This is a genomic window from Pseudoduganella sp. GW821-FHT12E03, assembly GCF_058807115.1.
The window spans coordinates 312348-330727 of the sequence record NZ_JBXAQJ010000003.1; the positions used below are offsets into that span (position 1 = coordinate 312348).

Consider the following 18380-nt stretch of genomic DNA (forward strand, 5'->3'; position numbering starts at 1 on the left):
TGATACCGCCGGTTCAGCGGGATGTACAGGTGGCTTTGACTGAACATGTACCGACCGTGTCGCCCAAGCCATACCCCTTCGGTGCGAACACCAGCATGCTGCGTCCCGGCGCGATATTGCACTGAAAGAAGCCATCGGCCCAGCCGCCCGGGCTAATCACAACCGATGCTGCGGTATCGTCGAACCAGAATCCGCCGACACGATTGATTTCATTCGGACTGGCGCTGTCGCCAATGAACATGCCGTTCAGCGTATCAGGCGCACCGCCCGACGAGGACGCCTGCCCCGGTTGCATGGAAACCATGGCCAGTCCATGGGACTGTGTGGCTGCGTGATAACGGAAGGTTCCGCTGAATTGGCCGGTATAAGCGGGCAGGGTCACTTGCCTGTATGTCCCTGCTTCCGTATACGTGGCGGAGGGGACCGCGTACGTGCCGCTGAACGCGACATCGAGCTTGCCTGCCGTGGCGGACGTGCAGGCGCCAGCCTTGTCAACTACTTCGACCCGGGCCGTCGTGACCGCGTGGGTGACGCCATTCGTGACGCGCAGTGTCGTGACGCCTTTTTTCAAGCCTGTGACCACCCCGCACGACCCTTTAACGGTGGCGCCGTTCGACGGCGGCGGGCAGGCCGTGAACAGGCTGAGAATGCCTGTAGCAATGGCGGGATCGTCGATGCTCCACAGCGTCGACGGCGCCTGCAGCACACCGGCCCCGTCGCAACTGGCAGTGCTGCCGTTGGTCAGGCGCACCACCTGGCTTCCCTCTTCAGGCACCACGATGGGCTGCGGGCAGATCACCGGGTCGGCAATGGCCACCGTATAGGCTGCGGACACGCCGCTGACGGGATCCAGTACCTTGACCTTGCCGCCGATGATGGCGGCCTTGGCCATGGCTTCGCCGCTCTTGCTGTCCACCGTGACATAGGCCGGCGTCTCGCTACTCCACTGCAATCCCGCAGGGATACCCGTGCGCCTGCCGCCGGCATCGAGCGCGGTCAACTCCACCAGCGACGACACCTTGACGCCGGGTGCTACCCAGGCGACGGCAGCCGGCTCGAACTGGAATTTTTTCACGCAATTATCGATATAGCCGGCGTCGTTGATGCACACGGCGAAATCAACCGGCGCGCGCTCGGTGAAGTGGTACAGGTAGGTCCACAATGCAACAGAAGCCGATGCGGAATACGCTATTTTCAGCGGCTTGTAATACGCATCGAACTGCTTGATCAGCGGCACCAGTGCGCCGCCGGCCTCTGATGTTGAAAAGCAATTCTTGATGAGGGAAGTCGTCGTGGACAACGTGAAAAACGCCTTCATGTAATCCCGCACGACCTCCAGCGGCACCACGCCTTTATCGAGCACCTCCTTTTCGATGGCGGCCTTGGACAGCGCCTTGAACGCAGGTTTCAACTGGGCTGCCGAACAGGTGGACGGAAATGCATTCGATACCGTGTCAACTGTCTGCACCAGCGCCGCCGCCATATTTTCCGCCACCGATTCCGCACTCTGGCCTATCGTCAGGTTGAATGACTTGCCGCCGTTGCCGGGCACGCCATAACTCCTTGCCAGGTAACCGGTGACGGATTGCGCGAGCAGTGCCCGCGCCACGGAACCGCTGGCGGGCACAATGATTTCCCTGGCGCCGGCCAGCAGCAGCGTGCCGCCGACTGGCTCCTGCGTCGAGACCGACCATGCAATCGGCATATGGTTGAAAATCCCGACATCGTGTGTCCCCTTGTAATTGCCCTGGCAGGGGACCAGTCCGCCGCACAGGTCCGTAATACCAGCAGGCAAAATCCCCAGCAGCGTATCCGGCACCAGGGTAAAGGGCAGCGGCTTGCCGGCCTGGGGTGCCTCAACCAGCGCGCCCTGGCGGGCCGGCGTGGCGCCGCTCACACTTGACGGCAAGTGGCCCAGCACATACGCCAGGCTGGCCGCCACCTGCGGATGCCGGATCGGCGGCGTGGCCGCCGCGAGCGCCGCGCCGACCGCGGCAACCAGCTCCTCATAGCCGCCGGCGGAACGGATGGCGCTGTTCAACTGGCTGTCGCTGATGGCGGCGCCGGGAGAGCCCGCGAATACCAGGACCAGCGACAGGGCCGTGGAATCGGCGCTCATGGCATTACCGGCGGCAGCCGTATGCGACGCCATCAGCACCTCGCCGCGTGCGTCCAGGGCCAGTACCATGGCGTCGCCGTGCACGCCACCGGCAGGCACCGGTATCGTGCTGCCCAGCGCGCCGCCACCGGCTGCCGACACCACGCGCGCGATGGCGGCGCGCGCGGCTGGCGGCGTGGCGGCATCGACCGCCGTGGCAACAGGCACGATAACGGCTTCCTGGCGATACGCAATGCCTGGCTCGTGGTAAGGGATGCCTGCCTGGATCGCCGCATCGACAGCCGCCTTGTTCTCCGGACTGTCGCTGAAATACGCCAGCACCTCCGCCGGCGTGGCACGTTTGCTGTCGAGAATGTCCAGCCAGTATGCGACGCCGGCCGCTTCCCCCGCCCGGTGCAGCACGTTCTGGTAATACTTGCCGACGATGTCCGCGTTGGATGGCGTATTGCCGTACAGGCTCTTGAATTCGGCGGAAGACACGAAAGCCGCCGCCACGTCCGGCAACGACGCGCCCTGGTCAAGTACCCGGATCCAGTAGCCAAGTCCGGCGGCATCGGGGATACGGTTGAATGCCGCCTGGTAGAGCCGGTATGCCTGCCCCGGAATGCCGTCCGCATCGAATGCCATGGAGATATCGCTGAAACGAAGCCGGGTTGAGCGGGCGATGACGCGGGGGAACTCCTTGCCGGTTTTATCCGTCAGCGTATAGCCGGCGCCGGACGGCGCCAGCAGGTAAGCGGCGCGCGCCCCCGGCAATACCAGCACATCGGCGGCCACGGCGGCGGCTTGCCGCCCCCGTTGAGGCGCCGGTTCGTCACCGGCGCTACAGCTTGCCAGCAGGAACAAACACAGCAACAGCCGCACATACCGCAGCCCTCCCTGCCCCATGATTGCCCCCTCGCCGCCGATGCCGGCGCCATGAAATGCAACCGGCCGGACAGTGCCGGACCGGACTGGCTAATATGCCATCATTGGCAAATCATCCCTGGAAGTCAAGCGCGCTGGCGTGCTTGCCACAGCGGGCGGCCGCATTATTTCACTTTGGTCCGGTCCCCCGCCACCACCACATTGAGCTTGTTCAAATCCACCGCCTTGCGGAACGCCGCGTTGACCTGCGCCGGCGTCAGCGCCTTGAGCTTGTCTTCGAAGGCCTGGCTCCACGCGTAGGTACGGTTCAGGTACAGGAACGAGGTCCAGCCGGAGGCCAGCACCCCGTCCTGCGACCGGTTTTGCAGGCGCTGCTGCAGAATGCCGGAACGCGCGCCATCGATTTCAGCCTTGGTAAAGCCGTCCTTCACGGCGCGCGCCAGTTCTTCGCGGATCGCCGCCTTCAGCTTGTTCAGGTTTTGCGGCGCGGCGATGGCCGATACCAACAAATAGCTGGCGCGGTCGATATCGCTGACGGCCAGCGATGAACCGCCACCGTATGACAAGCCATCCTTTTGGCGGATGCGGTCCATGATGCGCGATTTCAGGCCGCCGTCGCCCAGGATGTAATTGGCCAGTTCCAGCGCCGGATAATCGGCATCGTCCTTGTTCACGTCGATATCGATGCGGGCCGTATAAAAACCGTTTTCCTTGTCCGGCGTATCGAGGAACTGGTCCAGCGGCGGGTGCGGCACATTGCTGTCGATGATGCGCGCATACGCGGCCTTGCTGGGCCAGTTGCCCAGTTCTTCCGCCACCACGGCTTGCGCGGCGGCCTTGTCGAAGTCGCCCACGATCGCCATTTCGCCGTGCGATGCGCCATAGAATTCGCGGTGGTAGGCCTTCAGGTCGGCCACGGTCATGGCCTTGATTTGCGCAATCTGTTCATCCAGGGTCAGCGGCGAGCGCACGTCGCCCGCCGGATGGTGGCGATAGTGCTGCGCCAGTGCATTGGCGGCCACCGCCTGCGGTTCGCTGCGCGACGCTTCCAGCTGCACCAGCCACTGCTGGCGCAATTGCTCGAATTCCGCCGCATCGAAGACCGGTTCTTTCAGCACATGGACTGCCAGGCGCAGCGCCTGCTCCAGGTTGGCGCGCGTGGTGTCGAACTGGTACGCGCTGCCCGTCATTTTCAACTTGTCCCATGCATCGGCCAGTTGCGCCCGCGTGTATTTGCTGGTGCCCCGGTTCAGCATCTGGCTGGTGGCGGCGGCAATCATGGCTTTGCCGAACTGGTTCTTTTCATCGCCCCAGTGCAGGCGCAGGCTGACCGACACCGTCTCGCCCCGGTTTTTCTTGGGCAGCAGCGCCAGTTTCACGCCGCCCACCGTGGCCAGTTCGGTGCGGGCCAGGATGTTGGCCTGGCTCGGATCGAATACTTCGGACTGCAAGGTGGACTGCTTGCCCTGGAAGCCTTTCATGACTTCCTCCACCGTCGGCGCGGATGTGACTTCCACCCGCTGCGGCGCGTCTTCCGGCACGAACAGGCCCGCCGTGCGGTTGTCGCGCTTCAGGTAGGTGGCCGCCACCTTGGCGACTTGCTCCTGCGTGACTTTCGGCAGGCTGTCGCGGCCCAGGAACAGCAGGCGCCAGTCGCCCAGCGCGATCTGTTCGGACAGGGTCACGCCCACCTTTTGCGGATCATTCAGCGCTTTCTCGATACTGTTGCCAATGTTGCGGCGCACGCGCTCCATTTCTTCTTCGGTCGGCGGCGTGGTGGCGAAGCTTTCCACTGCGGCGATCAATTGCTCCTTCACCGGGGCCAAAGGCTGGTCGGCCTTCACCACGGCGCCGATCAATTGCAGGCCTGGCGCGTAGCCGGTCTGGCCAAAGCTGAACACTTGCGCGGCCTTGCCGGTTTCCACCAGCGCCTTATGCAGGCGGCCGTTGGGCGTATCCCCCATGATTTCCGACATGAAGGCCAGCGCATCGCCGTCCGCATGCAGCGCGGCGGGAATTTTATAGCCCAATAACACCAACTGCATATCGCCCTTGCGCCGCACCAGGAAGGACCGTTCGCCATCCTGCACCGGTTCCACCGTCCAGAACGGCGGCAACTGCCGCTTGGGTTTCGGGATCGCGCCAAAGGTCTTGCCGATCCACGCCAGCGTTTGCGACGGGTCGAATTTACCCGCCACCAGCAGCACCGCGTTATCCGGCTGGTAGTAGGTGCGGTAAAACGCCTGCAGGTTCTCGATCTTGACGTTCTCGATATCGCTGCGGTTGCCGATGGTGGAGCGGCCATAGCTGTGCCAGTCGTAGGCGATGCTTTGCATGCGCTTCAACAGCACTTCGAACGGGCTGTTTTCACCGCTCTCGTACTCGTTGCGCACCACCGTCATTTCCGAATCGAGATCCTTCTTGGCGATGAACGAGCGCGTCATGCGGTCCGCTTCCATCTCCAGCGCCCATTTCAGGTTATCGCCGCCGGCCTGGAACACTTCATAGTAATTGGTGCGGTCATACGACGTGGTGCCATTGAAGTCCATGCCCCGGTCGGAAAATTGCTGCGGGATGTTGCGGTTCTTCGGCGAACCTTTGAACAGCAAGTGCTCCAGCAAGTGCGCCATGCCGGTCTCGCCATAATTCTCATGGCGCGACCCCACCAGGTAAGTGACGTTGACCGTAACCGTCGGTTTCGACGCGTCCGGGAACAGCAGCACTTTCAGTCCATTCGGCAGGCGGTATTCCGTGATCCCCTCGACCGAGGGTCCTTTGACGACGCCGGCCGGCAGGGTTTGAGCAATGGCGGCGGGCAGCAAAGTCAGGCCGCACAGCAGCGGCAACAGGCGAAGAGCGGGGAGTCGGGTCATGGCGTAGGCAAGATTGGGAAAATGCTATCGTACGCCATCTTGCCGGTGTGACAAAGCGCGCATTTTCAACGCGGTTCCAGCCGCTATACTGCGGGCTTCGTCAATCTTGAATCCCCCGCATGAAGCGACTGTTTGCACTGCTGGCAACCGGAACATTGATCGCCCTGGCGCCCGCCACGGCGCAAGAGCGTGCGGCCGATCCGTTGGGCGGCCTGGCCCACTGTTTTGACGATGGCGAATTCCGTGTCGCCTCCAGCGCGCGCCTGCCTGCCAGCAAACAATTCCGCGAAGTGCAGACCCGCAATGGCGCAGCCAGGGTATCGACGGTCGACGGCTACCGCCTGATGCTGCACAAGGACAGCCCAGCGCCGCTGGTCAACCTGAAAGTGGAAAAATCCGCCGACGGGCAGTTCGAGCAAGACCGCGCCACCGTGCTGGCGTACATGGAATTGTTTTCCGATACCCGGGGCGAAGGCGCCAAGCCGCTGGAAGTCACGCGCCAGGATGGCGTGGAAGTGATGGCGCTGAACCAGCCCGGCATCGATGGCGGCGGTCCGTTAAGCTTCTACAGCTTTACCCACCAGGCCTCCGGCGTGATCGGCACCGCCTATATCCTGAGCCAGCCGGTGTCCATCCGCGAATTCCGCAACTATGCCGAATACACATCGCTGCGCGACCGCTTCGTGGGAAAACTGGTGCATTGCATGGCGCAGCAGCCAATGCCGCCGCGCGGCTGACCGCGCAGGCCGTCAGCGGTCGCCCGGCATCGGCAGGAAGCAGGCATCGACGATCTGCAAGCCGTTATCTTTGGCGAAGTTGACCACGAAGTGGTACGCCATCGGCTCGATCTCGCGCAATTCGTGGCTGACCACGACGGCTTTGGTGTTGTTGACGACAGTCGGCCGCACCAGCGGCGAATACTGCAGGTGGGCGTTGGGCCCGCCGCTGCCTTCGGGACGGAAGCAGGACATGACGCCACACAGGCGCTCTGCCCAGTCGCTGGGACGGAATTGCTTTCCATCCGCTGTAAGACCTAGGATAAAGAACTCTTTGGCCCGTTCTTTCGTGGGTTGCGTTGACTCGGCCATATGGGACTCGCTGGAAACCAGGGGTGCGTGAAAAATCTTAGGTATTATATCTTATAGAAGACCTAAGCGAGTAAGTACTTGATTTGAAAGCCGCAGTGGCAGGCCGCACCAGGGAAGCGTGTCCAGCCAAACCGCTATTGTAACCCTGGGCGGGTATCGGTTTTCTTTCAATGGGATGATTGTGGCGCGGCGCGGACAAGCTGCCCGCGCCGGCATCAGGAAGACATCGGCAGCGCGTTCAGCTCAACCAGACCGCGCCGGACAACAACAGCAACAGCAGCATCCACAGCACCAGCGCGCGCCATACCAGGCCCACGGTCGATTGCAGCGAACGCACGCCCGGCTCTTCACCCGGCAGCGCTTCGCTTTCCATCTCGCCGCTGTCGACGGTGGCGGCATCGGCCGGCAGCACGCGCGCCGCGGTTTCCTGCGGCGTGCCAAGGCGCACGCCCATGGCGCCGCCACCGGCGGCCAGGATGATGCCGCGCGCTTCGTCGGACCAGCGGTGCGCGAAATTGCGCCATGCATAAATCGCATCTTCAAAGTTGCCGACCACGGCAAACGCCACGGCGGTCAGGCGCACGGGAATCCAGTCGATCCAGTAAAACGCCCGGGCGGCGAATTCGCCAAACGCTTCATTGCGCATGTGTTCCGGCTCATTCCACGCGCGCGACAGATATTCGGAGACGCGGTACAGCACGGCGCCGGCGGGGCCGAGCGGCATCAGGAACCAGAAGAACACGCCGAACACGCTGCGGTGGGTGGTGATCAGCGCCTTTTCCACGGCCTGGCGCGCGATCTCGCCCGCTTCCATCCCGACCGTGTCGGTCTTGGTCCATTCGGCCAGCAAGCTGCGGGCCGCCGACTCATCGCCCGCGTTCAGCGCCAGCTGGATCGACGTGAAATAGTGGCTGTAGTGGCGGAAGCCCAGGGTCAGGTACACCATCAGCACATTCCAGCCAAACGCCACCAAGTACAGCTTGTAATACAGCAGCACCCAGTAAATGATCGCGGTCGGACCGACCAGCGCGGCAATCATCAGGAACCAGCCCATGCGGCCATGGCTGGCGTGCCCCGCGTTGAACCACGCTTCCATGCGCACCGCCAACGATTTGATTTCGGCGTAAATCGGATTATCCGCACGGAGCGGCTTCATTTGCTCCAGCAGCAGTGCACACAGAATGGAAAGAAATGTCATCAAACGTCCTTAAAATGAGCGGCGCCGCAATGCCCGCTACGATAACGCACAGCATCGCCGGAATCAAACACTAAAGGGCCGGTCACCCGGCGCGCAGGAAGTGGAACAGGTTGCGCAGCATGCCGGCGGTCGCGCCCCAGATGTAATAGTCCTGGTAGGGCATCGCATAAAAACGGCGGCGGATGTCGGCCAGTTCCGCAAGAATGCGCTGGTGGTTCAAGCCATCCATCAGGAACGGCAGCGGCACTTCAAAGATGTCCGCCACTTCGTGCGGATCGGCCGTCAACTCGAACGGGGGATGCACCAGCGCCACCACCGGGGTGACCGCATAGCCGGTGCCGGTGTAATACACGGGCAAGGTCCCCAGCACGTCCACATGCGCGCGCGCCAGTCCGATTTCCTCTTCGGTTTCGCGCAGCGCGGTGGCGACCGGGCCATCATCGAAATCTTCCGCGCGGCCGCCCGGGAAACTGATTTGCCCCGCATGGTCGGTCAAGTGCGCGGTGCGCTGCGTCAGCAGCACGGTCAAGCCGTCGCCGCGCACCACCAGCGGCACCAGCACGGCGGCGGGCGTCGGTTCCGCCTTGCGCGACATCAGCGCTTCATCCGCCGCTTCCGGGGCCCACACCGGTGGCTGCGCAAAACGGCTGCGCAGCCAGTCGGGCGCCAGGCGTTCCAGCGCCACCGCGGCTTCGCCGGCGATCGCTTCAATCGGTAACTGCTGCGGGTCGAACTTTAACTTTGCCACGGCCGGATCCTGCTTCGGAAAGTAAAAACAAAAAGGGGCACCACCCAGGCGCCCCTTTTCCCCAAACCCAGAACGCGATTACGCGCCTGCTTTTGCCGCTGCTGGGCGGCGGTTTGGCAGTTTTTCCTTGATACGTGCGGATTTGCCCGAACGGTCACGCAGGTAGTACAGCTTGGCGCGACGTACGTCACCACGGCGTTTCACTTCGATCGAAGCGATCAGCGGGGAGTACAGCTGGAAGGTACGCTCAACGCCTTCGCCGGACGAGATTTTACGAACGATGAAGTTCGAGTTCAGGCCACGGTTACGACGGGAGATCACAACGCCTTCGTAAGCCTGGGCGCGCTTGCGGGTGCCTTCGACTACGTTCACGTTCACGACAACGGTGTCGCCAGGTGCAAAATCAGGAATGTTTTTGCCCAGGCGAGCGATTTCTTCTTGCTCGAGTTGTTGAATCAGGTTCATTTAATGACTCCAATAACCATCTTGCTGGCACGCACATCGCCGGTAGAGGATGGGGTTAAACAAGCAGGCAACATGCCTGCAGTCTTACTGCGCGGCGGATTTTTCTAAATCCGCCAAAAATTTTTCATCCTGGCGCGTGAGCAAACCATCCTCGCGCGCCCTGACCAGCAAGTCCGGCCGTTTCCGGCTGGTGGCTTCCAGCATCCGCTGGCGGCGCCACTTGGTGATCTCGGCATGGTTGCCGCCCAACAGCACGGGCGGCACGGCCTCGCCTTCATATGTTTCAGGCCGCGTGTAATGCGGCGAATCCAGCAAGCCGTTGACGAAGCTGTCTTCAACGGCGGAAGCATCGGTGTTCAGCACGCCCGGAATCAGGCGCACCACGGCATCCATCAGCGCCATGGCCGGCAATTCGCCGCCGGACAACACGAAGTCGCCCAGGCTGATTTCTTCGTCGACGCAGCGGTCCAGCAGGCGCTGGTCCACCGCTTCGTAGCGGCCGCACAGCACAACCAGGCCCGGCTCGGCTTTCAGCTGCAGCACTTTTTCGTGCGTCAACTGTTTGCCTTGCGGCGACATGAACACCACGCGGGGCGCCGGCAACCCGGCATCGACCTGGCGCTGCTTCGCGGCAGCGATGGTCAATTCCAGCGGTTTGGCCAGCATCACCATGCCGGGGCCGCCACCATAGGGGCGGTCATCCACGGTGCGGTGATTGTCAGTCGTGAAATCACGCGGATTCCACAACGACAGGCTCCACTTGCCCTGTTCGTGCGCGCGGCGGGTGACACCCGATTGCGTCAGCGCAGCGAACATTTCCGGGAACAGCGTCACAACATCAAATTGCATGATGAACCCGGTTAGTAATCCAGGCCCCAGTCCACCGTGATTTTCCTTGCGTCCTGGTCCACCTTGATGATGAACTGGTCGACAAACGGAATCAGGCGCTCCGGCGCGGTTTCGCCCTCGGCCACGACTGGCGCGACACGCAGTATCGACTGCGGGCCATTGCTCATCATGTCGGCGACGATGCCCAGGCTTTCGCCTTGCAGGTTTTCTACAGCCAGCCCGATCAGATCGGACCAGTAAAACTCGTCTTGATTATCCAGGACCGGAAAATCCGAGCGGCGGATGTAGACGGCCGCGCCCTTCAGCGCTTCCGCGACATTGCGGTCGCTGATTTCCACGATCGTGGTGACGACGTCGCCGCCATGCAGCTTGGCGCGGCGCACGTCGACTTCATGCAGGCCGGGTTTATCCAGCCACCAGGTTTTAGCGTGCAGCAAGGCATCCGCTTCTTCGGAAAACGGGCGCACCCGGATTCCGCCAGTGATACCGTAGGCGCCGTAGACAAAGCCCACTTGCACCAGGTCTTCGGGGACTTGCACCCCGGATGCCTTCACGTCAGCCAAACCGGTCAAGCAGTATTAAGCTGCTTTTTTGTTGGACGCAACCAGGCGTGCCACGGCTGGCGACAGCTGCGCGCCAACGCTGATCCAGTGAGCCAGACGGTCTTCGGTGATGCGGAAGCCTTCAGCAGCGCCGGAAGCCATTGGGTTGTAGAAACCAACGCGCTCGATGAAGCGGCCGTCGCGACGGTTACGCGAATCGGTTGCAACGATGTTGTAGAACGGGCGCTTTTTGGCGCCACCACGAGCTAAACGAATAACGACCATAATATTTCCAAAAAATGTGCTGAGACGGAAAAAGCCGCAAATTATAGCGCGCTTTCTCTCCGTGCATCAAGCTGATGTTGACAAGGATGGGTTTGGGGCAATCAAAGATTATCCCCTACTATGAACGCAAGGACAAGCATTTATAGCGAAAAAATACTGTGCCACGGGCGCGTTTTGGCCGATACTGCGTTTTTTCCATACTCACTGGTACCTGACACCTGCGGTATCAGGCACCACTCATCCCAATTATGTCCGCTCCACACAAGAACAAGACTTTCGCCACCCTGCTGGCCTTCCTGCTGGGGGGCGCCGGCGTTCACCGCTATTATTTAAAAGGTTTTGGCGACATGGGCGGCTTGCTGCATACCGCCAGCATTGCCGGTGTCGGCATCGTCATGGCGGCGGCCCCGCAGGCCGACAATTACTTCAAGCTGCTGCCGCTGATCGTGTCCGTGCTGATCGGTTTCCTGGAAGCGCTGGTGCTGGGCCTGACGCCGGACGACAAGTGGGATGCGCGCTACAACCCGCAATCAGGCAAGCAGTCGGATGCGCGCTGGCCACTGGCCGTGTTGCTGGTGGCCACCATGATGGTGGGCGCCACCAGCCTGATCGCCACGATTGCCCGCCTGTTCGACTTGCTGTACACGGGCGGCGCGTACGGTTAAACCCTGCTTTCTCTGTTGCAATTCGTTGCCATTCTGTTTCCTTCGGGCTATTCGGTAGCGCTATACTGCGTTGACCACCAGTTACCGGAGAAGAAACAATGAAAATTCGCACCATCACCCTGTCGCTGATGCTGGCCGGCCTGTCCGCCGGCGCGTTTGCCACGCCAACCGCCAAGGAAGTGTATGCGGCGGAAACCAAGAAAGCCGCCGCGCGTTATGCGGAAGATAAAAAGCTGTGCGCCGACGAAAAAGATTCCGGCGCGCGCATGCAGTGCCAGCGCGACGCCAAAGCCGAATATGACAAGGCGCTCGCCACCGCCAAGTCCCACCTGAACACCGCCAACCCGAAAGCCGTCGCCTGCAATGAATGCGGCCGCGTGGTCGCGGTCAATGTGGCCGAGAAAAAAGGCGAAGGCAGCGCCGTGGGCGTGATTGCCGGCGGCGTGGCTGGCGCGTTGCTGGGCAACCAGGTCGGCGGCGGCAGCGGCAAGAAGCTGGCCACCATTGCCGGCGCGGCCGGCGGCGCCTATGCCGGCAACAAGGTCGAAGAACACATGAAGACCACCAAGCAGTGGCATGTCAAAGTGCAGTTCGACAACGGCACGCAAAACGAATTCGTGTTCGACAAGGATCCGGGCTTCGCCAATGGCGACCTGGTCAAGCAATCCAACCAGACGGTGGTGCGCCGCTAAGCACGGCGGGCTGTCACACCTGCCACAGGCGTCTTTGCCAGCCGTCCGCAGGCTCAAAAAGCCCGGCCCAGCGCCGGGCTTTTGCATCAGGCCCGCAGTACGGCGCGATAGCGCGTTGGCGGGCATCCTACGGCTTGCCGGAAACGCCGGCTGAAGTGGGCCAGGTCGCCGTAACCGCACTCGTCAGCCACGCGCTGCATGGCAAACCCGGTGTCCCGCAAGAGTTGGCGCGCGCGTTCGATGCGGCGCGCGGCAATCCACGCGTGGGGCGGCATGCCAAATGACGTGCGGAACAGACGCAGGAAGTGGTATTCGGACAGACAGGCTTGCGCCGCCAGCATACCAAGCGTCAGCGGCTGGTCCAGGTGCGCTTCAATAACGTCGGCCAGCCTGCGCCGTACATGGGGCGGCAAGCCGCCACTCAAGCGCTGGCGACTCTCTCCCCTGCCCTGCGCCCGCAGCAATTCACTGAGCGCTTCGTGCGCCAGTGTATTCGCACGCAACAGGCCATCGGCGTCCCGCCCCGGCTCCGCTACCAGCGAACGGCACAACTGCGCCAGCTGGCCAGCGCCGGCATCGCTGCCATTGCCATAGCGCCGGTCGTGCAACTGCGCGGCGCGCGGTTCGCAATCGAGTTCCAGCACAGCGCGCCGTTCGATTTGCCGCGGCGGGAAATACAGGTGCAGGAACGTCAGTTCACCACACACCAGCCAGCGCGATACGTGGTCATCGGGCAGGCTGCACATGTCACCATCCTGCAGGGTGGCAGGGATGCCGTGGCGGCGGGCATGCGCGGGCGCCGCATTGTTGGCGGCGCCATCACGCAAGGGCGCGATGCCGCTCAGCCGCCGCGTCCCGCTGCCGGCACGCAGGTAATACGCCAGCGTATGGTGGCCCGGCTGTTCGTAGGCGATTTCCAGCCCCGGCGTCGTGCGCCGCCACAGCGCCAGCGACATGCCGTCCCCCAACTCCAGCCGGCGCAATGGCGCCAGGCCGGTGGCGGTCAAGCCGGCGAACACCGTGGCCGGCGCCGGCGCCGTATTTTCAGGTGGAATGGTATGGTGTTGCATGATTGATATCCACTGTATCACGGGATCAGCAATTTCAGACAAGCGCCACGTGGCCCGGCGCGGCAACATGGCCGCCACCACTTCCAAGAAAGGACTGTTCGTGCCAACTCCCCCGATTCCCACCTTCCCCACCCAATGGCAACCCCTGGTTGAACAGGCCGCAACGGCATTGCGCTCCCTGGCGCTGGACCAGAACGCCAAGGAACGCTTTTGCAGCGATCCGGTGCTGCAGGCATATATGCACAAGGTGTCGCAGCGCTATGTCGCGGGCCACACGGTTGCCGATGCCGTGCGCCGTGTCGCGCAGATCCATGCGGCAGGCCACCAGGCTTCCGCCGAATACATGGGTGAAAGCGTGCACGACGAAGCCTTGGCCAATTCAGAGACGGCAGTCTTTCTGGACCTGGTGCGCGCGCTCGATGCGGCTGGCCACGCGTGCTCCATTTCATTCGACCTGTCGCATCTGGGCTTGCTGATTGATGAAGAACTGGGCTATCGCAACGCGCGCCGGCTGGTGCGGGCGGCTGCGGAGTCGGGACGCGAAGCGATGATCTCAATGGAAAACTTCGACCGCACCGACGCGATCTACCGCCTCTACGCGCGGCTGCATGGCGAGGGTTATGCCAACACCGGTATTACGATGCCGGCGCGGCGCCACCGCAGTGCGCAGGATTTAAAACGGCTGATGAAAATTCCGGGCCGCATCCGGCTGGTGAAAGGCGCGTTCCATGAGCCGGACAGTGTTTCCTATCCGCGCAACAGCATCGAGCTGGCGCAGGCTTACCGCACCTATGCGGCCACCCTGCTGCATTCCGGCCACCGGTGTTCGATCGCCACGCATGACCGGACCATCCAGCACGATGTGACAGCGCTGATCGCCAGCGACGGCATCGCGCCGGGAGCGTATGAATTCGAATCGCTCGATGGCCTCGGCACCGAACAGGTGGCCAGCTTGCGCGCGCAAGGTTACGCCACGCGCGAATATGCCGTGTTTGGCGAAGAACACTTCCTGTACGTGCTGAACCGGATTGCCGAAGAACCGGTGCGGGTGTATCAGGCCATCACGGATGTGCTGGCCGACTACGCGCGCGCGCCGTAGGCGTTATACGCGGCGCGACAGCATCAGCCCGACCCCGGCCGACGCCAGCAATCCGGCGCAGGCGCGGTTAAAAATGCGCTTGCCGCGCGGCTGGGCAAACCAGCGCCGCAGCTTGGTGCCCATCCACGCATAGATGGCGATGGCCGCCATTTCCAGCACCAGGAACAACACGCCCAGCACGGTGAATTGCATGGTCATCGGCTGCGCCGGATCGACAAATTGCGGCAAAAAGGCGGTAAAGATCAGGATGGCTTTCGGGTTGCCTGCGGCAACCAGGAATTCCTGCCGCGCCAGCTGCCACAACGGCACCTGCGGCGCCGCCGCGTCAGCATTGCCGCCCGGCGCCGCGCGCCACAGCTGAAACGCGAGGTACAGCAGGTACGCCGCGCCCGCCGTCTTGATCACGTAAAACAGCAATTCCGACGTGTGCAGCACCACGGCCAGCCCGGCCGACGCCAGCGCAATCATCCCCGCAAACGCCAGCAAGCGCCCGCTTCCCGCCAGACAGGCGCGCTGGAAACCGTAACGCGTGGCGTTACTGATCGACAGCAAATTATTCGGCCCCGGCGCCATATTCAACGCGAAGCAGGCAGGGATAAACAAGGCAAGCGTGGCGTAGTCCATGGCGGTTCCTTTCAGCGAACCCCATTCTACCCCATGGGGTCAGGCGTGCATTCGTGCATTAAAACCGTGGGGTCAGGCGTGCATTCGTGCGTTTCCGCCAGAGTGACACCGCCCCGGATTTGCGCTTCCGGGGCCATGCCCCGCGTGGCCCCGGATACCGCCCAGCCCAGCCCCATGGCGCAGGCAATTCCCGCTACCGCCCGCCGTTGCTGGCCGCTTGCGCCGGCGAGCGCAAAATCCACGCTAAACGAATGCATCAATGCACGCCTGACCCCATGGTTTTTCTGCATGATTGCACGCCTGACCCCAAAAAAAAGGCAGCCTGCGGGCTGCCTTCTGTGATGCTGGAGCGGGGTTTAGAACAGATCGACGTCCAGTTCCAGGGTGCCGGCGCTGCCTTCGATGATCGACGAGCGGATGCCGGACGACTGGCTCACGAAGTGGTCCGCGAAGAAGCGGGCCGTGACGATTTTCGCTTCGTAGAAGGCCTTGTCGCCGTCGCCGGCGGACAGTTTCTGTTGCGAGACCAGTGCCGCGCGGCCCATCTGCCAGCCGCCCAGCACCAGGCCTGCCAGCTTCAGGTACGGCACGCTGCCGGCAAACACGGCGCGCGGGTTGGCGCGGGTGTTGGTGGCCACGTAGTCCACCACGGCTTCCAGGTCGGCCGCGCCCTGCACCAGTTGCTTAGCGATCGCGGCGAAGGCTTCGCCCTGCACTTCGGCCAGTTGCGCCGCCGTCGCGCGCACTTGCGCGATCAGGCCCTTGGCGACCTTGCCGCCATCGCGCACGGTCTTGCGGCCCACCAAGTCATTGGCCTGGATCGCCGTGGTGCCTTCATAGATGGTCAGGATCTTCGCATCGCGGAAGTGTTGCGCGGCGCCGGTTTCTTCGATGAAGCCCATGCCGCCATGCACTTGCACGCCGTCGCGGGTCACGTCTTGCGACATTTCCGTCGACCAGCCCTTGATGATCGGCACCAGGTACTCATACACGGCCTGGTTTTCAGCACGCACGGCCGCGTCGCCGGCGTGGTGCGCGGCGTCGTACAGCGAGGCGCCGACATAGGCCAGCGCGCGCGCCGCTTCGGTCTGCGAACGCATGTTCATCAGCAGGCGGCGCACGTCCGGGTGGTGGATGATGGCGACCGGGCCTGGCGAACCGGCCACGTCGCGCGACTGCACGCGCTCCTTGGCAAACGTCACCGCCTGCTGGTACGCGTTTTCCGACAGGCCCACGCCTTGCATGCCGACGCCGAAGCGGGCCGCGTTCATCATGATGAACATGTATTCCAGGCCGCGGTTTTCCTCACCCACCAAGGTGCCGATCGCGCCGCCGTTGTCGCCGAACTGCAGCACGCAGGTCGGGCTGGCCTTGATGCCCAGCTTGTGTTCGATCGAGACGCAATGCGCATCGTTGCGCACACCCAGCGTGCCGTCGGCGTTGACCAGGAACTTCGGCACGATGAACAGCGAAATGCCTTTCACGCCTTCCGGCGCGTCCGGCGTACGGGCCAACACCAAGTGCACGATGTTTTCCGCCATGTCGTGCTCACCATAGGTGATGAAGATCTTGGTGCCGAACACTTTATAGGTGCCGTCGCCCTGCGGCACGGCGCGCGCGCGCACGGCTGCCAGGTCGGAACCGGCTTGCGGTTCGGTCAGGTTCATGGTGCCGGTCCATTTGCCGGTCACCAGCGGTTCCAGGTACGTGGCTTTCTGTTCGTCGCTGCCGGCGGTCAGCAACGCTTCGATGGCGCCGTCGGACAACAGGCCGACCAGCGCAAACGACAGGTTGGCGCCGTGCAGCATTTCCACGCACGGGGTGCCGATCAGTTTCGGCAAGCCCTGGCCGCCGAAGTCGGTCGGGTGCTGCAAGCCTTGCCAGCCGCCTTCCGCGAATTGCTTGAATGCTTCCTTGAAGCCCTTGGAGGTGGTGACCGTGCCGTCTTTCCAGAAGCTGGGCTCTTTATCGGCGGCGTGGTTCAGCGGTGCCACCATGCCGGTGACGAATTTCGCGTTTTCTTCCAGCACGGCTTCCGCAGTTTCCGGCGTCGCGTCTTCGCAGCCCGGCAATTGGCTCACGCCTTCCAGGTTGGCCAGTTCGTTCATCACGAACAGCATGTCTTTCATAGGGGCTTGATAGGCCATGTTTTTCTCCAAGGACTTGTAGTGTGTGACGTAGTTTCTTTTCCTGGGGCGGAAAAAAAGCCACGCGGCTGGTTACTGCCCGCGTGGCTTGATTGATCTCTTCAGGGATCAGCCCAGTTCTTTGACCAGCTCAGGGACCACTTCGAACAGATCGCCCACGATGCCGTAGTCGGCAACGGAGAAGATCGGCGCTTCCGGATCCTTGTTGATGGCCACGATGGTCTTCGAATCTTTCATACCGGCCAAGTGCTGGATCGCGCCGGAAATACCGACCGCGATGTACAGCGACGGGGCAACGATCTTGCCGGTCTGGCCAACTTGCCAGTCGTTCGGCACGAAGCCGGCGTCGACGGCGGCGCGCGATGCGCCCATGGCGGCGTTCAGCTTGTCCGCCAGCGGTTCCAGGATCTTGAACGCTTCGCCCGAACCCATGCCACGGCCACCGGAAACGATGATCTTGGCGGCGGTCAGTTCCGGACGGTCCGATTTCGCCAGTTCGCGGCCAACGAAGGCCGATTTGCCGGAGTCGGCCACGGCCGACACGGATTCCACGGCAGCCGAACCACCGGTGGCGGCAGCGGCATCAAAGCCGGTGGTACGCACGGTGATGACTTTGACCTTGTCCGACGATTGCACGGTGGCGATCGCGTTGCCGGCGTAGATCGGACGCTCGAAGGTGTCCGGGCTGTCGACTTTGGTGATTTCCGAAATTTGCGCGACGTCCAGCTTGGCGGCAACGCGTGGCAGGATGTTCTTGCCGTACGCGGTGGCTGGCGCCAGGATGTGCGAGTAGGCACTGGCAACGGCCAGTACTTGCTCGGCCACGTTTTCCGCCAGGCCGTCAGCGAAGTGCGCGCCTTCGGCGACCAGTACTTTGGTCACGCCGGCGATTTGCTTGGCGGCTTCCACGGCGGCGCCGGCATTGCTGCCTGCGACCAGCACGTGAACGTCGCCGCCGCACTGGGCAGCGGCGGTGACAGTGTGGTGGGTGCTAGCCTTCAGGCTGGCGTTGTCGTGTTCTGCGATGACTAATGCGACCATGATTTTTC

The 18380-nt window shown here is 62.7% G+C and carries 17 protein-coding genes; 4 read left to right on the top strand and 13 right to left on the bottom strand.

Annotation, left to right across the window (positions count from 1 at the left end; translation table 11 throughout):
* Positions 1-13 precede the first annotated feature (13 nt).
* A complete protein-coding gene (locus AC1RRC_RS09230) occupies positions 14-3007 on the bottom strand; it encodes a DUF4214 domain-containing protein (RefSeq protein WP_493054993.1) in 2994 nt (997 codons plus the stop codon).
* Positions 3008-3150: 143 nt separating this feature from the next.
* The gene (locus AC1RRC_RS09235) at positions 3151-5859 is read right to left on the bottom strand and encodes a M16 family metallopeptidase (RefSeq protein WP_493054995.1); all 2709 of its coding nucleotides are present in this window, start codon (positions 5857-5859) and stop codon (positions 3151-3153) included.
* Positions 5860-5978: 119 nt separating this feature from the next.
* Between AC1RRC_RS09235 and AC1RRC_RS09240 the strand changes: the two genes are divergently transcribed.
* Positions 5979-6596, top strand: a complete 618-nt coding sequence (locus AC1RRC_RS09240; RefSeq protein ID WP_493054996.1) for a hypothetical protein — start codon at positions 5979-5981, stop codon at positions 6594-6596.
* Between the two features lie 12 nt (positions 6597-6608).
* On the opposite strand, the gene AC1RRC_RS09245 is transcribed toward AC1RRC_RS09240, so the two are convergent.
* The 7 genes from AC1RRC_RS09245 to rpsP all read right to left on the bottom strand — a co-directional run bounded on the left by AC1RRC_RS09245 (position 6609) and on the right by rpsP (position 11034).
* A complete protein-coding gene (locus tag AC1RRC_RS09245) occupies positions 6609-6947 on the bottom strand; it encodes a DUF3579 domain-containing protein (RefSeq protein ID WP_493054998.1) in 339 nt (112 codons plus the stop codon).
* Positions 6948-7185: 238 nt separating this feature from the next.
* Positions 7186-8145, bottom strand: a complete 960-nt coding sequence (locus AC1RRC_RS09250; protein ID WP_493054999.1) for a CobD/CbiB family protein — start codon at positions 8143-8145, stop codon at positions 7186-7188.
* 82 nt (positions 8146-8227) lie between these two features.
* Positions 8228-8893, bottom strand: a complete 666-nt coding sequence (locus AC1RRC_RS09255) for a CoA pyrophosphatase (protein ID WP_493055002.1) — start codon at positions 8891-8893, stop codon at positions 8228-8230.
* Between the two features lie 78 nt (positions 8894-8971).
* On the bottom strand, positions 8972-9358 hold the full coding sequence (rplS, locus tag AC1RRC_RS09260) for a 50S ribosomal protein L19 (protein WP_493055004.1): 387 nt from the start codon (positions 9356-9358) through the stop codon (positions 8972-8974).
* Between the two features lie 84 nt (positions 9359-9442).
* The gene (gene trmD, locus AC1RRC_RS09265) at positions 9443-10207 is read right to left on the bottom strand and encodes a tRNA (guanosine(37)-N1)-methyltransferase TrmD (protein WP_493055005.1); all 765 of its coding nucleotides are present in this window, start codon (positions 10205-10207) and stop codon (positions 9443-9445) included.
* A gap of 11 nt (positions 10208-10218) precedes the next feature.
* The gene (gene rimM / locus AC1RRC_RS09270) at positions 10219-10746 is read right to left on the bottom strand and encodes a ribosome maturation factor RimM (protein ID WP_493055007.1); all 528 of its coding nucleotides are present in this window, start codon (positions 10744-10746) and stop codon (positions 10219-10221) included.
* A 39-nt stretch (positions 10747-10785) separates the two neighbouring features.
* Entirely contained in the window at positions 10786-11034 is a 249-nt protein-coding gene (gene rpsP, locus AC1RRC_RS09275) for a 30S ribosomal protein S16 (protein ID WP_493055010.1), read from the bottom strand.
* Positions 11035-11282: 248 nt separating this feature from the next.
* Here rpsP and AC1RRC_RS09280 point away from each other — a divergent pair, with 248 nt between their 5' ends.
* Positions 11283-11699, top strand: a complete 417-nt coding sequence (locus tag AC1RRC_RS09280) for a TM2 domain-containing protein (protein ID WP_493055011.1) — start codon at positions 11283-11285, stop codon at positions 11697-11699.
* Positions 11700-11797: 98 nt separating this feature from the next.
* On the top strand, positions 11798-12391 hold the full coding sequence (locus AC1RRC_RS09285) for an outer membrane lipoprotein (RefSeq protein WP_493055012.1): 594 nt from the start codon (positions 11798-11800) through the stop codon (positions 12389-12391).
* Between the two features lie 86 nt (positions 12392-12477).
* Here the strand turns inward: AC1RRC_RS09285 and AC1RRC_RS09290 are convergent, their stop codons facing one another.
* The gene (locus tag AC1RRC_RS09290) at positions 12478-13461 is read right to left on the bottom strand and encodes a helix-turn-helix domain-containing protein (protein ID WP_493055013.1); all 984 of its coding nucleotides are present in this window, start codon (positions 13459-13461) and stop codon (positions 12478-12480) included.
* 67 nt (positions 13462-13528) lie between these two features.
* Between AC1RRC_RS09290 and AC1RRC_RS09295 the strand changes: the two genes are divergently transcribed.
* Positions 13529-14560 (top strand): proline dehydrogenase family protein, encoded by a 1032-nt coding sequence (locus tag AC1RRC_RS09295; protein WP_493055014.1) that lies wholly within the window; start codon positions 13529-13531, stop codon positions 14558-14560.
* Positions 14561-14563: 3 nt separating this feature from the next.
* Here AC1RRC_RS09295 and AC1RRC_RS09300 read toward each other — a convergent pair whose 3' ends face one another.
* The 3 genes from AC1RRC_RS09300 to AC1RRC_RS09310 all read right to left on the bottom strand — a co-directional run bounded on the left by AC1RRC_RS09300 (position 14564) and on the right by AC1RRC_RS09310 (position 18372).
* The gene (locus AC1RRC_RS09300; RefSeq protein WP_493055015.1) at positions 14564-15184 is read right to left on the bottom strand and encodes a LysE family translocator; all 621 of its coding nucleotides are present in this window, start codon (positions 15182-15184) and stop codon (positions 14564-14566) included.
* A 356-nt stretch (positions 15185-15540) separates the two neighbouring features.
* Positions 15541-17331: an acyl-CoA dehydrogenase gene (locus AC1RRC_RS09305; RefSeq protein WP_493055016.1), complete on the bottom strand. Its 1791-nt coding sequence runs from the start codon at positions 17329-17331 to the stop codon at positions 15541-15543.
* A gap of 108 nt (positions 17332-17439) precedes the next feature.
* Complete coding sequence (locus AC1RRC_RS09310; protein WP_493055017.1) at positions 17440-18372, bottom strand: electron transfer flavoprotein subunit alpha/FixB family protein; 933 nt, start codon at positions 18370-18372, stop codon at positions 17440-17442.
* Positions 18373-18380: the final 8 nt, after the last annotated feature.